This is a genomic window from Mangrovactinospora gilvigrisea (genome assembly GCF_001879105.1).
GTDB lineage: Bacteria > Actinomycetota > Actinomycetes > Streptomycetales > Streptomycetaceae > Mangrovactinospora > Mangrovactinospora gilvigrisea.
This window is the reverse complement of the sequence record NZ_MLCF01000102.1, coordinates 1-17,040: the sequence shown is the minus strand read 5'-3', so window position 1 is coordinate 17,040 and position 17,040 is coordinate 1. Positions and strand designations below refer to the sequence as shown.

At 74.0% G+C, this 17,040-nt stretch carries 12 protein-coding genes; 1 reads left to right on the top strand and 11 read right to left on the bottom strand.

Annotated features, from left to right (window positions below):
- Positions 1 to 108 precede the first annotated feature (108 nt).
- From BIV57_RS17175 to BIV57_RS17160, 4 genes are all read right to left on the bottom strand, one after another.
- Positions 109 to 948 carry a carbohydrate ABC transporter permease gene (locus BIV57_RS17175; RefSeq protein ID WP_071657713.1) on the bottom strand — a complete coding sequence of 280 codons (840 nt, stop codon included), beginning with the start codon at positions 946 to 948 and terminating at the stop codon, positions 109 to 111.
- A complete protein-coding gene (locus BIV57_RS17170; protein ID WP_217651740.1) occupies positions 945 to 1,904 on the bottom strand; it encodes a carbohydrate ABC transporter permease in 960 nt (319 codons plus the stop codon). The genes BIV57_RS17175 and BIV57_RS17170 overlap by 4 nt, the downstream gene beginning before the upstream one ends.
- A 17-nt stretch (positions 1,905 to 1,921) precedes the next feature.
- On the bottom strand, positions 1,922 to 3,262 hold the full coding sequence (locus BIV57_RS17165; RefSeq protein ID WP_071657712.1) for an extracellular solute-binding protein: 1,341 nt from the start codon (positions 3,260 to 3,262) through the stop codon (positions 1,922 to 1,924).
- A gap of 146 nt (positions 3,263 to 3,408) precedes the next feature.
- On the bottom strand, positions 3,409 to 5,433 hold the full coding sequence (locus BIV57_RS17160; protein WP_071657711.1) for a glycoside hydrolase family 127 protein: 2,025 nt from the start codon (positions 5,431 to 5,433) through the stop codon (positions 3,409 to 3,411).
- Between the two features lie 198 nt (positions 5,434 to 5,631).
- On the opposite strand from BIV57_RS17160, the gene BIV57_RS17155 reads away from it, so the two are divergent.
- On the top strand, positions 5,632 to 6,663 hold the full coding sequence (locus tag BIV57_RS17155) for a LacI family DNA-binding transcriptional regulator (RefSeq protein ID WP_071657710.1): 1,032 nt from the start codon (positions 5,632 to 5,634) through the stop codon (positions 6,661 to 6,663).
- Between the two features lie 51 nt (positions 6,664 to 6,714).
- Here BIV57_RS17155 and BIV57_RS26485 read toward each other — a convergent pair whose 3' ends face one another.
- The 7 genes from BIV57_RS26485 to BIV57_RS17120 all read right to left on the bottom strand — a co-directional run bounded on the left by BIV57_RS26485 (position 6,715) and on the right by BIV57_RS17120 (position 17,032).
- The gene (locus tag BIV57_RS26485; protein ID WP_071657709.1) at positions 6,715 to 9,291 is read right to left on the bottom strand and encodes an ABC transporter permease; all 2,577 of its coding nucleotides are present in this window, start codon (positions 9,289 to 9,291) and stop codon (positions 6,715 to 6,717) included.
- Positions 9,291 to 10,076 (bottom strand): ABC transporter ATP-binding protein, encoded by a 786-nt coding sequence (locus tag BIV57_RS17145; protein WP_071657708.1) that lies wholly within the window; start codon positions 10,074 to 10,076, stop codon positions 9,291 to 9,293. The genes BIV57_RS26485 and BIV57_RS17145 overlap by 1 nt, the downstream gene beginning before the upstream one ends.
- A gap of 91 nt (positions 10,077 to 10,167) precedes the next feature.
- Positions 10,168 to 10,668, bottom strand: a complete 501-nt coding sequence (locus BIV57_RS17140; RefSeq protein WP_175548782.1) for an SSI family serine proteinase inhibitor — start codon at positions 10,666 to 10,668, stop codon at positions 10,168 to 10,170.
- A gap of 98 nt (positions 10,669 to 10,766) precedes the next feature.
- Positions 10,767 to 11,591 carry a sugar phosphate isomerase/epimerase family protein gene (locus tag BIV57_RS17135; protein ID WP_217651739.1) on the bottom strand — a complete coding sequence of 275 codons (825 nt, stop codon included), beginning with the start codon at positions 11,589 to 11,591 and terminating at the stop codon, positions 10,767 to 10,769.
- A gap of 135 nt (positions 11,592 to 11,726) precedes the next feature.
- Positions 11,727 to 12,161, bottom strand: a complete 435-nt coding sequence (locus BIV57_RS17130) for a type II toxin-antitoxin system PemK/MazF family toxin (protein ID WP_071657705.1) — start codon at positions 12,159 to 12,161, stop codon at positions 11,727 to 11,729.
- Positions 12,162 to 12,336: 175 nt separating this feature from the next.
- A complete protein-coding gene (gene topA / locus BIV57_RS17125; RefSeq protein WP_071657704.1) occupies positions 12,337 to 15,231 on the bottom strand; it encodes a type I DNA topoisomerase in 2,895 nt (964 codons plus the stop codon).
- A gap of 322 nt (positions 15,232 to 15,553) precedes the next feature.
- On the bottom strand, positions 15,554 to 17,032 hold the full coding sequence (locus BIV57_RS17120) for a DUF7059 domain-containing protein (RefSeq protein WP_071657703.1): 1,479 nt from the start codon (positions 17,030 to 17,032) through the stop codon (positions 15,554 to 15,556).
- Positions 17,033 to 17,040: the final 8 nt, after the last annotated feature.

Genomic DNA, 17,040 nt, shown 5'->3' with positions numbered 1-17,040 from the left:
CCCCGTCAGCAGTTCGACCCATTCCTGCGGGCCGCCCCTCGGCCGTCCGGCCGAGGCGCGCGCCCGTGCCCCGCGCGCCCCGTCCATTCCGCGGAGCGGGCCCCCGTCTCACCCCTTCAGCCCGGTGAGCGTGATCCCCTCCAGAATGTGCCGCTGGGCCAGGAAGAACAGCACGATGATCGGCAGGATGACGATGGTGGAGGCCGCCATCAGATACCCCCACTGCGCCGAGTACGACCCCTGGAACATCGCCAGCCCCAGCGAGAGCGTGTACCGCTTGGCGTCCGCGAGGTAGATCAGCGGGTTGAGGAAGTCGTTCCACACCCCGATGAAGGTGAAGATCCCGACCACCAGCAGCGCCGGCCGGGAGAGCGGCAGCACGATCCGCCAGTAGACGGTCCACGGCCGCGCCCCGTCCACGTAGGCGGCGTCGTCCAGCTCGCGCGGGATGGAGAGAAAGAACTGCCGCAGCAGGAAGATGCTGCCGATCTGCCCGGCCCCCAGCCACGCCGGCAGGCTCAGCGGCACATAGGTGCCGACCAGCCCCGCGTACTGCCAGCCGATGAACGTCGGCACCAGCGTCACCGCGTACGGCAGCATCAGCGCCGACAGCAGCACCGCGAAGACCGTGTTCCGCCCGCGCCAGCGCAGCCGGGCGAAGGCGAAGGCGGAAATCGACCCGACAAAGAGCACCCCGGGGACGATCGCCAGCTCCAGCGTCAGCGTGTTGAGGAAGTACCGCCCGAACGGCTGGGCGGTGAGCGCCCCGCCGAAGTTGTGCCAGGCGAACGGGGACGGCAGCCACTCCGGCGGCGACTTGAAGATCTGCCCGTCCTTCATCAGCGCGCTGCGCACCAGCCACAGGAAGGGCAGCAGCGTGGCGGCGGCGCACACGCACAGCACCGCGTACAGCAGGAACCTCCGCGCTCCGCTCCGCGGCCGCCTCATCGTCCGTCCCCCGTTTCGTAGTAGACCCAGCGCCGGGCCGAGCGGAACACCAGGGCGGTGGCCACCACCACGATCAGGAACAGCACCCAGGCCAGCGCGGACGCATACCCCAGCCGCCCGTCCGAGAAGGCCGTCCGCCACAGGTAGTAGTTGTAGAAGAGGGTGGCGTTGTCCGGGCCGCCCGAGGTCATCAGATACGCCTCGTTGAAGACCTGGAAGGTCGCGATCAGCCCCATCACCAGGTTGTAGAAGATGGTCGGCGTCATCATCGGCACCGTGATGTAGCGGAACTTCGCCCACGCCCCGCCGCCGTCCACGTCGATCGCCTCGTACAGGTGCCGAGGCACGCCCTGCAGCCCGGCGAGGAAGATGACGGTGGCGTTGCCGAACCCCCAGGCCGACATGATCGCCAGCGAGGGGATGGCCATGGTGTCGCTGTAGATCCACTGCGAGGTGGGCAGGTGCGCGGCCCGCAGCAGCTGGTTGAGCAGCCCGAAGTCGGGGTTGTACACCCATGTCCACAGCACCGCCGAGGCGACCGAGGGCACCAGCACGGGCAGGTAGAACAGCACCCGGAACAGCCCGCGCCCGCGGACGTCGCGGTTCAGCAGCAGCGACGCCCCGAAGGCGATCGCCAGCCCGAGCGGCACGGCCAGCAGCGTGTAGTACAGGGTGACGCCCAGCGACTTGGAGAACAGGTCGTCGCTGCCGAACATGGCGCGGTAGTTGCCGAATCCGACCCAGCGGACCTTGCCGCCGATGGTCCAGTCGGTGAGGCTGATGACGAACGAGGCGATCATCGGCCCGACGGTGAAGAGCACGAAGCCGACGACGACCGGCAGCGCGAGCCCGATCCCCCAGCGGCGCTCCATCCGGGCCAGTCCGCCGACGGCGTGCCGGGCGCGCGGGCGCCGGCGCCCGTCAGGGCGGGAACTGCGTGTGGCGAGTGCGGTCATGAGGGTCCGTCACTCCTTCACATCTTCACGTCGGGGTAGACGCCGGCCAGGAACGGGGTGGTGACGTCGGCGGCGTGGCGCAGCGCCTTGCGCACCGAGGCGGTGCCGCGGTGCTTGCCGAGCCAGATCGGGTCGAGCGCCGGGGTGAGCTGGGCGAACACCTCCGAGCTGTTGCGGATCCGGAAGGTCGGGTCGGGCGAGACGTTGTGCAGCGCGGGCTGCGCGGTGCTCCGGTCGAACCCGGCCGGATGGATCTTCGTATCGGTCCAGGTGGCCAGCAGCTTCGGGTCGGTGTAGAAGCTGCGCTCCAGCGGCATCCACAGGCCCTGCTTGTAGAGGGGGCAGCTGCGCGGATCGGCCATCTGGAGGTAGAACTCGACGGCCTGCTCGGGGTACTGGGAGCGCTTGAAGATGCCGGTGATGCCGCTGGTCTGCGCGGTCATCGGCTCCTGGAACTTGGGCAGCACGCCCGCTCCGTAGGGGAACTGGGCGTTCGCCAGGTCCAGCAGGTTCCAGTAGCCGTCGATGGTGGTGGCCACCCGCCCCGACTTCAGCAGCAGCGCGGTGCCGGTGTTCATCGAGGTGAGCAGGGTGGGGCTGGGCGCCACCCGGTGCTCGTACATCATCTCGACGATCTGCGAGACCACCTCGACGGCGGCGTCGGAGTCGATGATGCAGCGGGTGCCCTTCTCGTCGAAGAGGTCGGCGCCGTTGCTGCGCAGCAGGGCGTAGAGGGTGGTGTTGACGGTGGTGGGGGCGGTGGCGCCGAACTGCCGGACCTGGGTGGGGTCGAAGCCCTTCTCGGAGGGGCGGCGCCCCTTCTCGTCGAAGGTGAGCCGGTCGCAGGTCTCCAGATAGCGGTCCCAGCTCCAGGCGGACGCGGTGTCCACCGGCGGCTCCGGGACGCCGGCCTTGCTGAAGAGCCGGGTCGAGTACCAGAGCATCATCACCTCGACGGCGGTCTGCGGGACGGCCGCGGTCTCGGTGTAGTAGTGCAGGGCCTGCGGCAGCAGATCGTCGATCTGCGGGTACTTGTGCCGGTAGTCGAGCAGGTTGACGAGGAGTCCGCCCTCGCCGAGCCGCATCGCCAGGCCCGCGGGCAGATAGGCGATGTCCGGCTCCTGACGGGCCGCCACCAGCGTATTGATCTTCGTGGCGTAGTCGCCGCCGACGACCTGCGCGGCGACGGGCAGCCGTCCGGGCCTGCGCGAGAACGCGCGGCTGACGGCGTGCACGCCGCGGTCCTCGTAGATGGAGCCCCAGAAGAGGAACTCCAGGTGGTGGGCGCGGTTCTCGGGCACGAACGCGCACCCGGCGGCAGCGCCGCCGAGCAGCGCCCCGGCCCCGGCCCGCAGCACCGCCCTCCGGGAGGGTAAGCGGGATCTCTGCACGGTTCACCTCGATTCAGTTCGGTCTCCAACCGGGAGCCGCCGGCTACCGACGGCGCCGACACCCCACCGCCCCCTGTCGGGTGCCGGGGCGGAGTGGCGGCAGCAGCAACCGCTCACACGCGCGGGATCCACACCCGCATCGCACCGACGCCGCGGTTCGCCCACGCGTAGTAGGGGACGGCCGTGAGCGTCACCGCCTCACCCACCTCGCCCGAGGCCGCGTCGACGTCCCCGTAGGGCCACCACCCCGCGTTCCCCGAGCGCCCCCGCACCCGCGCCGTCGCCGTCACCACGCACACCCCGTCCAGCAGCTTCGGACGCCACTCCGCCGCCAGCCCCGCCGCCACGTCCAGGACGAGGTCGTCCAGCCCGTACCCGTCCCCCAGTTCGGGCTGGTCCCCGGCCTCCACGCAGTACACCAGCGGCCCGCGCTCGATCGCCGCGCAGCCGCGCGCCGCGTCCACCCGGGGGTCCGCCTCGGTCAGCCGCGGCGCCATCGCCAGGTCCAGCACGACCTCGTCCCCGGCCGCCCACTCCCGGGTGATCCGCAGCCACCCGCCGTCCCGCCCACCCGTCTCCCGCCCCCGCCCTTCCGGGGAAGCGCTTCGCGCGCCATCAATCCCGGCCCCCGCCTGCCCGTTCACGTCGGCCGTCCACTCGCGCGCCCAGTGCGGGATCCGCAGCGACAGCGTCCGCTCCCCCGCGGAGGCCTCCCGCACCGTCAGCGCGATCCGCCCCTCCCACGGGTACCGGGTCGCCACCTCCAGGGCGAGCCCGCCGCCGGCGACCGTCCCCTCCGCGTACTGGTGCAGCTGCAGCCCGTCCGCGTCCGTCGAGGCGACGTACGACGGCAGCGAGGCCAGCAGCCGCATCACGTTCGGCGGGCAGCACGCGCAGCGGAACCAGCCGACCCGCCGCCCGCCCCCGTCGTCGCCCTCGCCGTGCGAGCCGCCCGCGCCCTCCTGGTCGGCGAAGCCGTCCCGGACGTGCAGCGGGTTGTCGTAGAGGTAGCGGTCGCCGCCCAGCGAGACCCCGCACAGCACCCCGTTGAGCAGGGTGCGCTCCAGCAGGTCGCTGTACCGGGTGTCGCCGGTGAGCAGCGCCATCCGCCAGCTCCACTGCACGGAGGCGATCGCCGCGCAGGTCTCGCAGTAGGCGCGCTCGTTGGGCAGCTCGTAGGGGTGACCGAACGCCTCGTCGGAGTGGTGAGCGCCGACGCCCCCGGTGAGGTAGGTCTGACGAGCCGCCATCTCCGCCCACAGCCGCTCCACGGCCGCGCGCAGTTCGGCGTCGCCGGTCTCGGTGGCCACGTCCGTCGCCCCGGCCAGCAGGTACAGCTGCCGGACGGAGTGGCCGGTGACGGCCTTCGCCTCGCGCACCGGCGCATGGTCCTGGAAGTAGCCGAGCCGCATGTGGTGGTTGGTGTCGCTGCCGAGGGTGCCGCGGCCGTGCGCGTCGACGAAGTACCCGGCGAGGTCGAGGTAGCGGCGCTCGCCGGTCTCCCGGTAGAGCTCGGCGAGGGCGGTCTCGATCTCGGGGTGGCCGTCGATGCGGTCGATCGGCTTGCCGGAGCCCTCGGGGCCGAAGCTCGCGTCGATCAGGTCGGCGAACTTCACCGCGATGTCGAGGAGTTCGCCGCGGCCGGTGGCCCGGTGGTGGGCGACGGCGGCCTGGATGAGGTGGCCCGCGGTGTACAGCTCGTGGCCCCAGACCAGCTCGGTGAAGCGCGGCTGGTCGGGCTTGGCCAGCATGAAGTAGCTGTTGAGGTAGCCGGCGTCGTCCTGGGCGCCGCGCAGCAGCCCGACGATCTCCTGCACCCGGTCGGGCAGCCCGGGGTCGGTGGCGGTGGAGTCGTCGCCGAGCTGCCAGGCGGCAGCCTCCAGCCACTTGTGGACGTCCGAGTCCTGGAACGGATACCCGCCGCGGAACGCCTCGCCGCTCTCCTTGCGGGCGGCGGCGCGCAGGTTCTCCAGGTTTCCGGCCTCCTCCAGCCGCTCGGGTCCCTGCGGGATGCTGACGGACGCGTTGACGGCGCGCCGCTGTCCGAGCAGGCCGTCACCGGTGAGGACGGCGGAGGCGTCGGGACGGAGTGCGGCGCTGCTGCGGTCGGTGGGGCGGACGGGGCCTGCGGAGGGCATGGCGGCTCCTGCCGATCGGGGTGCGGGCAACGGTGAGAAATCCTTTTCCCACTCGCCTGCCTGCCGAACGTAGAGGCGCCCCGCAGGGCCGTCAAGACCCTTGCCGCCTAACGGACGTTGGCCGCGGAGGCGAACCGTGCCAGCATGGGCGGCGCAGCACAGCACACCTCAACACCACGCGACGGCAAAGGTTTTCGCATGACGACGACGTCGGGCACCGCCCCGGGCGCGACCGGCCGGGCCACCCTGAGCGACGTGGCCGCGCTTGCCGGCGTCTCGCCGGGCACCGCCTCCAAGGCCCTCAACGGCCGCGGACGGCTCCGCGAGGAGACCCGGCAGCGGGTGCTGGAAGCGGCGCGGAAGCTGGACTTCCACCCCAACGCGCTCGCCCGCGGCCTGCTTTCGGGCCGCACCTTCACCGTCGGGCTGATCACCACCGACTCGATCGGGCGGTTCAGCCTGCCGGTGCTGCTGGGCGCCGAGGACGCGCTGGGCTCCGGGCGGATCTCCGTCTTCCTCTGCGACACCCGCGGCGACCCGATCCGCGAGCAGCACTACGTCCGCACGCTGCTGGACCGCAGCATCGACGGCCTGATCGTCACCGGCCGCCGCACCGACCCGCGCCCGCCGCTGCAACTGCCGTCCCCCGTGCCGGTGGTGTACGCCCTCGGGCCGTCCACCTCTCCGGACGATCCGTCCGTGGTGCCGGACGACGCCGCGGGGGCCCGCGCGATCGTCGAGCACCTGCTGGCCACCGGACGGCGCCGGATCGCCCACCTCACCGGTCCGGCGCACCACCGCTCGGCGGTGGTGCGCGCCGAGGAGGCGGTGGCCGCGCTGCGCGGAGCGGGCGCGGAGCTCGCCACCGGACGCGTCCACCACGGGGCCTGGACCGAAGCATGGGGGCGCCAGGGAATGCGGACGGTGCTGCGCACCGACCCGGAGTGCGACGCGGTCTTCTGCGCCAGCGACCAGATCGCCCGCGGCGCGGCGGACGCGCTGCGCGAGGCGGGCCGCCGGGTGCCGGACGACGTGGCGGTGGCCGGCTTCGACAACTGGGCGGTGATGGCGGAGGCCTGCCGGCCCCCGCTCACCACCGTCGACATGAACCTCACCGAGGTCGGCCGCACCGCCGCGCTCCGCCTGATGTCCGCCATAGACGGCCACCCCGAGCACGGCATCCGCACCACCCCCTGCCGCCTGATCGTCCGCGACTCCACGGGCGTCTGACGGCTGCCGGCCCACCTGGCACCCCACCCGCCCCGCGTGCGGCGCCGCAACTCAGCGCGGCGACACCGCGCCGCGGCGGACCGCCGCCCGCCCGGAGACCGCTACCGCCCCGATCGCCAGCGCCAGCGCCGCGCCGGCCACCCCGCCCAGCGACAGCCACCGCACGGTCGGCACCGCAGATCCCGTCATGCCGCTCGCGAACGCGCTCAGCACCGCACCCGCCGCCGCCACCCCCACCAGCACGGCCCCGGCCGCGACCACCACCGCCTCCCAGCGCAGCATCCCCCGCACCTGGCGCACCGTCAGACCCGTCAGCCGCAGCAGCCGGAACTCCCCGGTCCGGTCCATCGTCGCCATCGCCAGCGCGTTGACCGCGCCGATCGCCGTGAACGCCACGATCAGCCCGGCGATCACCCAGTTCGCCGCACCCCCGCCGCTCCCGCTCCCCGTCACCGCCGACGCCATCGCCTCGGGCGCCGCCGCCACCCGCGGCGCCGGGGCGCCGCCACCCCGCGCGGCGGACGCCACCGCGGGCTCGCGTCCACCCGCCACCAGCACCATCGACGCCGCCCGGTCGTCAGCGTGCGCCGCCACCAGCCCCCCGCCCAGCACCATGTCCCCGAAGCCGAGCGACCGCCCGTACACCGCGACGACCTTCACCCGCACCGCCGTCCCGTCCGCCAGCGTCACCGGCAGCAGCGACCCGACGCGCGCCGCCCGCCCCAGCCCGTCCGCCGCGGGCCGGCTCAGCGCCACCGTCCCCGACTCCCGCAGCGCCGCCGCGCTGCCCCGCTGCACGCCCAGGTCGACGGCCCGCGTCAGCCCGGCCGTCCCGAGGCCGACCGCCGAGTAGTGCTCCAGATGCTCGCCGTCCGGGACGAGCACCCGCGTCGACCGCACCGGCACCACCGCCGTGACGCCCGGGACGGACCGCAGCCGCGCCACCGCCGCGTCCGGCACCCCCACGCCCTTGGCGGCCGACGCCACCGCCCAGTCCGCCCGCGTCCCCGACGCGGCCTGCGCGGACGCCGCATGATCCAGCGTCGACCCCATGAAGAGCGTCGTGCAGGCGATCGCCACCAGCAGGCAGAGCGGCCCCAGCACCGCGCCGAACCGCCCCGCCGCCGCCCGCGCGTTGTTCGCCGCCAGATACCCGGCGACCCTCGACGCGCCCAGCGGGCCGCCCAGCACGGCCGCCGCAGCCCAGGCCACCACCGGGCCCAGCACATACACCGACGCCGCCAGCACCAGGACCGTCGCATAGCCCACCGGCTCCGCGCCGGCCAGCTCCCGCAGGCCCCGCTCCACGACCACCAGCACCAGCCCGCCCGCGAGCAGCACCAGCCCGGCGACCAGCCGCACCGCGCCGAACGGCCGCCCGTCCGCGGCCGCCTCGGCGAGCGCCTCGCCGGGACGGACCCGGGCCGGCCGCCGCACCGCGATCCGCGCCGCCAGCCAGCCGCCGGCCACCGTCGCCACCACCGCGGCCGCCAGCGGGATCGGCCCGAGCGCGAGCCGCAGCGTGTCGGGGACGACGCCGAGCGCCACGAACCGGTCGTGGATCCACATCGCCAGCGGCAGCGCGACCGCCGCGCCCGGGATCGCCGCCGCCAGCCCGACCAGCAGCGCCTCCCGGCCCACCATCCGCCGCAGCTGACGCGGCGTGGTGCCGACCGCCCGCAGCAGCGCCAGCTCGCGGGCCCGCTGCCGGACCGTCAGGGCGAAGGTGCCGACCACCACCAGGATCGCGGCGAACAGCGCGGTGCCCCCGATGGCGCCGCTCATGCTGGTGAGCCGGGTGCGGGCGGTGCTCGCGTCCGGGAACTCCACCGCACCGCGGCCGTCCCCGGTGTGGACGCGCGCCGCGGTGCCGGCCAGCGCCGCGCGGGCCTCGTCCGCAAGCCTTGACGCGCCCGTACCGGGATCGGCCAGCAGCCCCACCGCGGCCACCTGGCCCGGATGCCCGGCCAGCCGCGCCGCCTCCGCGTCGGAGAAGAAGACGGCGGCCTGCCGCCGCAGCCCGTCCTTGCCCGGCGCCCGCACCAGGCCCGCGACGCGGTAGGAGCCGAGCGCCCCGCCGCTCTGCACCCGCACCGTCTGGCCGAGGTGCAGCCCGGCGCGCCCGGCCAGGCCGGCGTCCACCGCGATCTCGCCGCCGCCGGCCGGCGCATGACCGGCCGTCAGCCGGAACGGGGCGAGCGCCGCCGAGCCCCAGCCGTGGCCGAGCGAGGAGGTGCCGTCCGGCCCGGCCGCGAATCCGCCGCGGCCGGTGGACGTGGCCACCGCCGCCGGAAAGTCCACCTCGGGCACCGCCGCGCGTACCCCGGGCAGCCCGGCGAGCCGCCGCACGGCGCCGGCGTCGAGCCAGACCCGGCCCGCGTCGGCCTTGGCGCGGTCCCGCACCCGGGTGCGGCCGTGGTGCTGCCGCACCGTCACCCGGTGCGCGCTCTGATCGGCCGCCACCACGACCGGCGCCCCCGCGTACCGCTCCACCGCCACCGTGCCGGCGATACCGGTCTGCAGCAGCAGCCCGCACGCCCCCACCAGCGCGGACGCGGTGAAGAGCGCCACCAGCGCGCCGACGAAGGCGGCCCGCCGGTGGCGCAGCGTCTCCCAGGCCAGCCGCATCACCGCGACCGCCCCCCGTCGCGGCCCGCGGTGCCGGGGCGGCCGCCCAGCGCGGAGAGCCGCTCGGCGACCCGGGCGGCGGTGGGCGCGACCAGCTCGTCGACGATCATGCCGTCGGCGAGCAGCAGCACCGCGTCGGCGTAGGAGGCGGCCACCGGGTCGTGGGTGACCATGACGACGGTCTGGTGGGCGTCGTCCACGCAGCGGCGCAGCAGTTCCAGCACCCCGGCCGCGGAGACGGTGTCCAGCGCGCCCGTCGGCTCGTCGGCGAAGACCACGTCCGGGGCGGTGATCAGCGCCCGCGCCACCGCGGCGCGCTGCGCCTCGCCGCCGGAGAGCTGGGCGGGCCGCAGCCAGCCCTTGCCGGCGATGCCGACCTTCTCCAGCAGCGAGTCGATCCGGGCCCGGTCCTCCCGGCGGCCGGCCAACCGCAGCGGCAGGCCGACGTTCTGCCGCACCGTCAGCGACGGCACCAGGTTGTAGGCCTGGAAGACGAACCCGACCCGGCCGCGCCGCAGCCGGGTGAGCGCGTTCTCGTCCATGCCGGTGAGCTCGGTGTCACCGAGGCGGACGGAGCCGCTGGTGGGCGTGTCCAGCCCGGCGGCGCACTGCAGCAGCGTGGACTTGCCCGACCCGGACGGGCCCATCACGGCGGTGAACGAGCCGTCCGGGATGTCCACCGAGACGGTGCGCAGCGCCTGCACCGCGGCCGGCCCCCGCCCGTACGTCCGGGCGACCTCGGAGAGGCGCACGGCGGCGGCCGGCGCGTCCGTTGATGTCGTCATGACGGCAGCGTCCCGTGCCGGGCACCACCGCCGCGATCCGAGCAGCCACCGGCACCGGGGTGGGGCTAACCCCCCGTCACCCGCCGCGGCCTCAGTAGTCGAAGACCGGGGCGAGCTTCGCCTTCATCACGCACGCGTTGGCGTAGTCGTGCCGGAAGTCGACGCGTTTGCCGCCCCAGACGCCCGCCACCTGCGCCGTCACCGGCTGGTAGATCATCGGGCAGATGCGGTCCGAGCCGGGCAGCTTCGCGGGATCGCCGTCCGCCCGGCCGAGCGCGGCGCACGCCTGCGCGGCGTGCGGATGCGTTTCAGCACCGCCGGCGGGGCAGCTGAGCACCACCGCGGAGACCGGCACCGCGCCGCCGGACGCGCCCTGCTCGCTCAGCTGCAGCTGCCCGGTGTCCCCGGACGGCCCCGGCGAGAACGGCCCCGGCGATACGGGCACCGGCAGCAGCTCCGACGACCCGGCGCCCATCGGCGGCGGGGGCGACGGCAGCGGCGCGGCGGCAGCGGCCGCCGTCGCCCCCGTCACCGCGAGCAGCACCGCGCCCACGGCCGTCCCGCAGCGCACCCAGTGCCTCGCGTGCCTCATGGATCCCCTCCCCTGGCTTCCCTGACGGATCTTCACCACTCTGTGCACATAACCCGATGCGCACCGTGGCTCACAATCCCCCAGAGGAGGGATCATCTCTACGCCTGGTTGACGGACTCCTCCAGCCACCCCAGCAGCGTCGCCGCGTCCTTCCGGAACACCTCGGCATCGCCGCCCGCCACGAACTCCATCAGCGCGTAGTGGCCCCGCGCGGCACCGCCGGCGTGCGCGCCGTCAGCGGGTGCACCGCCGGCGTGCGCGCCCTCGGCGTGCAGCGCCCGGAAGACCGCCCGCCACAGCTCCTCGCGCTCGGCGAGCGGCAGCCGGGCCCCGTCCGTCGCCCAGGAGAAGACGTGAACGGTCGTCAGCCGCTCGCCCAGCGCCGCCAGTTCCGCCACCGCGTCCGCCGGGCCGATCCCGGTCGGCGCGGTCCACCAGTCCGGCTGCCAGTAGCTGCACAGCGGCAGCTCCGCGCCCGGCCGCAGCGCCGCCGCCTCGTCCAGCAGCGCCCGCGCCGAGGCGAGGGTGTCGGTGAGGGTGTTGCGGTGGAACTCCAGGCTGACGGTGATCCCGTGCTCCGCCGCCAGGTCCGCCCCGCCGGCCAGCGCCGCCGCGACGGCCGCCCGCTCAACCGGGGAGCTCTCCGCGGAGCCCTTCTCGCCCGCCCACACCCGGATGCCCGGCGCGCCCAGCTCGGCCGCCGTCCGCACCACCGCCGCGAAACCGGCGACATCGCCGGCCCGCCAGTAGGAGCCGTAGGAGGCGACGTCCACGCCCTTCTCGGCGCAGAGCGCCCGCGCCCGCCCGGCGGCCGCCAGATCGCCCACCGGCACGTGGACGTCCCCGCCCCACTCCACGGCGCGCAGCCCGGCGTCGGCGGTGAGGCCGACGACGGTCGGCACGTCGAGCTCCCGGAAGGTCACGGAGCAGATCCCGGGCACAACGGGACGGACGGGGCGGGCAGGGTTGTTCACGGCCGGATTCCTCCAACGGGCGCCGGGCAGGGCAGGCGGGACAGCTCTCGACGCCCACACACAATCACACCGGCCGAGCGTCGGCTACGCCCAGCCGTACCGCTCCACCAGCCGGTTGGCCACCAGGTTGAACCGACCCCGGTCCAGCGCGCACGCCTCGCGGCGCATCCCCGCGGGGTGGATCCGGAACACCCGGTCCAGCAGCACCCAGGACTCGCGGTCCTCCCGGTCCCACGGCCCGGACCCGATCGGCTGGTACTCCGCGCGGTCGTCGTGGCGCTTGCTCGTCAACTGGACGGCGAGCACCGTCTCGGCGCCGTGCTCCCGCGCCACCACCAGCACCGGGCGGTCCTTGCCCCGGCCGTCGTTCTCCTCGAACGGCACCCAGGTCCAGACGACCTCGCCGGGATCCGGGTCCCCGTCCGGATCCGGCGCGTACGCCATCCGCACGCCCCGCACCCGATGCGCCTCCACCGTAGCCGCCGGCCCGTCCCGCCCCGGCAAGAAGTCCTCATCCATGCGCCGCAAGCTACCAACGCGCCCCCGCCGCCCACCAACGAACCCCTCGCCCCCCGCCCGCCCCGGGGCGGTCCGAACCCGGCGGCCACCCGAAAACCCCTCCGCCCCGCCACCCCGGGTGGGGGCGGAGGGGCGGAGGGGCGGCAACAGCACAAGGCGCACAAGGCGCCGACCGCTACTCGACCGACGCGTCAACCGTCTTCGTCGCCGTCGTCTTCTTGGCGGCAGCAGTCTTCTTGGTCGTCGACGCGGCCTTCTTCGTCGCCGTCTTCTTCGCCGAGGACGCCGTCGCCTTCTTGGCACCAGCCGTCTTCTTCGCCGGGGCCTTCTTGGCGGCAGCCTTCTTCGCGGGAGCCTTCTTCGCCGGCCCCTTCGCCCGCTTCTCCGCCAGCAGCTCGAACGCCCGCTCCTGCGAGATCGACTCGACCTCGTCGCCCTTCCGCAGCGTCGCGTTCGTCTCGCCGTCCGTCACATACGGACCGAACCGCCCGTCCTTGACCACCACCGGCTTCCCGGAGACCGGGTCCTCGCCCAGCTCCTTCAGCGGCGGCGCCGCCGCCCGCCGCCCGCGCTGCTTCGGCTGGGCGTAGAGCTTCTGCGCCTCCTCCAGGGTGATCCCGAAGATCTGCTCCTCGGACTCCAGCGAACGCGAGTCCGTCCCCTTCTTCAGGTACGGCCCGTACTTGCCGTTCTGCGCCGTGATCTCGGTGCCGCTCTCCGGGTCGACGCCGACCACCCGCGGCAGCGACAGCAGCCGCAGCGCCTCCTCCAGCGTCACCGTCTCCGGCGACATCGTCTTGAAGAGCGACCCGGTCCGCGGCTTCACCGCGTTCTTGCCCGTCTTCGGCGTGCCGTCGGGCAGCACCTCGGTGACGTACGGGCCGTAGCGGCCGTTCTTGGCGACGATCGGGTGGCCCGACTCCGGGTCGATGCCCAGCTCGCGCTCCCCGGACGGCTTGTCCAGCAGCTCCTGCGCCAGCTCCGGCGTCAGCTCGTCCGGCGGCATGTCCTCCGGGACGTCCATCCGCTTCTGCAGGTCGGCGCCGTCGGGGCCGCCGCCCGGGATGACCTTCTCCACGTACGGGCCGAACCGCCCGACGCGCAGCATGATCCCGTCGCCCACCGGGAACGAGGACACCTCGCGGGCGTCGATCGCCCCGAGGTCCGTCACCAGCTCCTTGAGCCCGCCCAGGTGGTCGCCGTCGCCGTTGCCCGCGTCCGCCGCCGAGGCGCCGCCGGCCGCGGCGCCCTCGGGGCCGCCCTCGCCGAAGTAGAACCGCGACAGCCACGGCACCGCCTGCGCCTGGCCGGCCGCGATGCGGTCGAGGTCGTCCTCCATCTTGGCCGTGAAGTCGTAGTCGACGAGCCGGCCGAAGTGCTTCTCCAGCAGCCCCACCACGGCGAACGACAGCCAGGACGGAACCAGCGCCGTCCCCTTCTTGAAGACGTACCCGCGGTCGAGGATCGTCCCGATGATCGACGCATACGTCGAGGGGCGGCCGATCTCCCGCTCCTCCAGCTCCTTCACCAGCGAGGCCTCGGTGAAGCGGGCCGGCGGCTTGGTGGCGTGGCCGTCCACCGAGATCTCCCGCGCGGTGAGCGCGTCGCCCTCGGCGACCTGCGGCAGCCGCCGCTCGCGGTCGTCCAGCTCGGCGTTGGGGTCGTCGGCGCCCTCCACATAGGCCTTCATGAAGCCGTGGAAGGTGATCACCTTGCCGGACGCGGAGAACTCGGCGTCCCGGCCGTCGCTCGCGGCGCCGCCGACCCGCACGGTCACCGACTGCCCGACGGCGTCCTTCATCTGGGAGGCGACGGTGCGCTTCCAGATCAGGTCGTAGAGCTTGTACTGGTCGCCGCTGAGGCCGGTCTCGGCCGGGGTGCGGAAGCGGTCGCCGGAGGGGCGGATCGCCTCGTGCGCCTCCTGCGCGTTCTTCACCTTGCCGGCGTACTGGCGCGGCTTGTCCGGCAGGTACTCGGACCCGTACAGCTGCGTCACCTGGGCGCGCGCCGCCGCCACCGCCGTCTCCGACAGCGTGGTGGAGTCGGTACGCATATAGGTGATGAAACCGTTCTCGTACAGCTTCTGGGCGACCTGCATCGTCGCCTTCGCCCCGAAGCCGAGCTTGCGGGACGCCTCCTGCTGCAGCGTCGTCGTCCGGAAGGGCGCGTACGGCGAGCGCCGGTACGGCTTGGACTCGACGGAGCGGACCGCGAAGGAGGTGTCCTCCAGGGCGGCCGCCAGCGTCCGCGCCGCGGCCTCGTCCAGGTGCAGCACCCCGGCGGACGCCGAGGCCTGCTTCAGAACGCCGTCGGACCCGAAGTCGCGGCCCTGGGCGACGCGCTTGCCGTCCACCGTCGTCAGCCGGGCGCCGAACGTGCCCGGGTCGGAGGCGTCGCCGGCGCGGCCGGTGGCGAAGACGCCCTCCAGGTCCCAGTACGCGGCGGAGCGGAACGCCATCCGCTCCCGCTCGCGCTCCACCACCAGGCGGGTGGCGACCGACTGGACGCGGCCCGCCGACAGCCGCGGCATGACCTTCTTCCACAGCACCGGCGAGACCTCGTAGCCGTAGAGCCGGTCGAGGATGCGGCGGGTCTCCTGGGCGTCCACGAGCTTCTTGTTCAGCTCGCGGGGGCTGTTGACGGCGGCCTGGATGGCGTCCTTGGTGATCTCGTGGAAGACCATCCGGCGCACCGGCACCTTGGGCTTGAGGACCTGCTCGAGGTGCCAGGCGATGGCCTCTCCCTCGCGGTCCTCATCGGTGGCGAGGAAGAGTTCGTCGGACTCCTTCAGCAGGTCCTTGAGCTTCTTGACCTGGGCCTTCTTGTCGGCGTTGACGACGTAAACGGGCTGGAAGCCCTCGTCGACGTTGACACCGAGCCGCGCCCAGGGCTTGCCCTTGTAGGCCTCGGGTACCTCCGCGGCGCTGCTCGGCAGGTCGCGGATGTGACCGACGCTGGCCTCGACCGTGTACCCGGGGCCGAGATAGCCCTTGATCGTCTTCGCCTTGGCCGGCGACTCCACGATGACGAGACGCCGACCGCGGGGCGCGGTCTCGCTGGTCGGGGACAACTTCGCTCTTCTCTCGGTCGTCGGACCCGATCCCTGCGTCCGGGCCCTGCTGCTTCCTCACGCTACGGTCACGCTTATGGGCGGCGATGACGGCGATTGGTGACCGTACCCCGGCAACTCGGGGTAAGGCGCGCTCACGCCGCAACACCACTCGAACGGTAACCCGACATTCGGTCCGACCGTACGGCGGGCACCCGACGTGTCCGCCGGAGTACGGATGTGTACTCGCTCGGACGACGTTCCGCCACCATGCGGGAGGATCGGCGCGGGTGTCCAGCCGGAATGGGGCGGAGTTCAGCCGTTCACCGTAGCGGGTCCGCGCTCATCGCACCGGAAGAAGGAAGCCCTGCTCCACCAGGAAGCGGATGCTCTCCGGGGTCTTGGCCCGCAGCTCGGCGGGGTCCTCCTCGAGCAGTTCGGCGATGGCGTCGACGATCCGGCCGGCCTCCAGGGTGCCGTCGCAGGCGCCGGCGAATCCGGCGCCGACCGTGTCCACCCGGGTGGCCCGCATCATGCCGCGCCGCTGCCGCAGCACCACGTGCTCCGGATCCTCGGCGCCGGGCGCGCCGACCTGCTCCTGGACGGTTTCGCCGGGCTCGCCGGCGAGCCGGAAGCGGGTGCCGAGCAGGGCGTCGTCGTCCACGGACCGCAGGAAGTCCTGCCGCTCGAACCAGGCGGCGATCTCGGGGCCGAGCGGCTGCTCGACGGGGTGCGGCCACTCCTCGATCCGGACGGCGGGCTCGGCGGCGCCGGCGTTCCTGAGCGTGATCCAGCCGAATCCGATGCCCTCGACGCCGTCGCGTTCGAACGCGTCCAGCCAGGCGTCGTAGCGGGCCGCGTACTCCTCGGGGGCATCCCGGTGGTCGCCGCCGTCGCGCAGCCAGAGCTCGGCGTACTGCGCCGGGTCCTGGACCTCGCGCTGCACCACCCAGGCGTCGCAGCCGGTGGGGGCGATCCAGGAGGCCAGCCGCTCCCGCCAGTCCTCGCCCTTGACGTGCTGCCAGTTCGCCAGCAGCTGGCAGAAGCCGCCGGGCTCCAGGTGGGCGGGCGCCTCAGTGACGATGCGCCGGCACAGCTCGTCACCGGGCAGCCCGCCGTCCCGGTAGGTGAACCTGCCGGCGGGCGAGACCACGAACGGCGGATTGGAGACGACCAGGTCGAAGCGGCGCTCGCCGACCGGCTCGAAGAGGCTGCCGGCGAGCACCTCCTGACGCTCCGCCGGAACGCCGGAGAGCGTCAGCGACATGGCGGCGAAGCGGGCGGCGCGGGGGTTGAGGTCGGTGGCGGTGACGTGCGAGGCGCGGCGGGCGGCGTTGATCGCCTGGACGCCGGAGCCAGTGCCCAGGTCGAGGGCGGTGGCGCAGGCGCCCGGGACGGTGATGCCGGCGAGCGTGGTGGAGGCGCCGCCGACGCCGAGCACCAGGTCGGCGCGGTCCACCCCGCCGGCAGCGGCGGCGGCGCCAGCCGCGCCGCCGACGGCGCAGCCGAGGTCGGAGACGACGAAGGCGTCGGCGCCCTCCTCCGGATATGGCCGAATGTCGACGGTCGCCCGGACGGTCCCGGGGGTCTCGCCGGGCCGCACCCACCCGCCGTCGGGCGGCACGATCCCCTCGACGCGCTCCTGGGGCACCTCCTGCTGCAGCAGGAGCAGCCGGATCAGCGCCTCGCGGACGCCCCCGCCCCGGGTGGCCCGCTCCGCGGGCACGGTCTCGCCCCGCGCCAACGCGCTGTAGGCGGTGGCCCCGAGCGCCTCCAACACCCCGTCAGCGGTGTACCCGGCCCCCAGCAACCCGTCCCGCAACCCATTCC

Coding starts and splice junctions, on each gene's coding strand:
- BIV57_RS17170 (WP_217651740.1), bottom strand. CDS start 1,904: ATGACCGCACTCGCCACACGCAGTTCCCGCCCTGACGGGCGCCGGCGC.
- BIV57_RS17155 (WP_071657710.1), top strand. CDS start 5,632: ATGACGACGACGTCGGGCACCGCCCCGGGCGCGACCGGCCGGGCCACC.
- BIV57_RS17140 (WP_175548782.1), bottom strand. CDS start 10,668: ATGAGGCACGCGAGGCACTGGGTGCGCTGCGGGACGGCCGTGGGCGCG.
- BIV57_RS17145 (WP_071657708.1), bottom strand. CDS start 10,076: ATGACGACATCAACGGACGCGCCGGCCGCCGCCGTGCGCCTCTCCGAG.
- BIV57_RS26485 (WP_071657709.1), bottom strand. CDS start 9,291: ATGCGGCTGGCCTGGGAGACGCTGCGCCACCGGCGGGCCGCCTTCGTC.
- BIV57_RS17130 (WP_071657705.1), bottom strand. CDS start 12,161: ATGGATGAGGACTTCTTGCCGGGGCGGGACGGGCCGGCGGCTACGGTG.
- BIV57_RS17175 (WP_071657713.1), bottom strand. CDS start 948: ATGAGGCGGCCGCGGAGCGGAGCGCGGAGGTTCCTGCTGTACGCGGTG.
- BIV57_RS17160 (WP_071657711.1), bottom strand. CDS start 5,433: ATGCCCTCCGCAGGCCCCGTCCGCCCCACCGACCGCAGCAGCGCCGCA.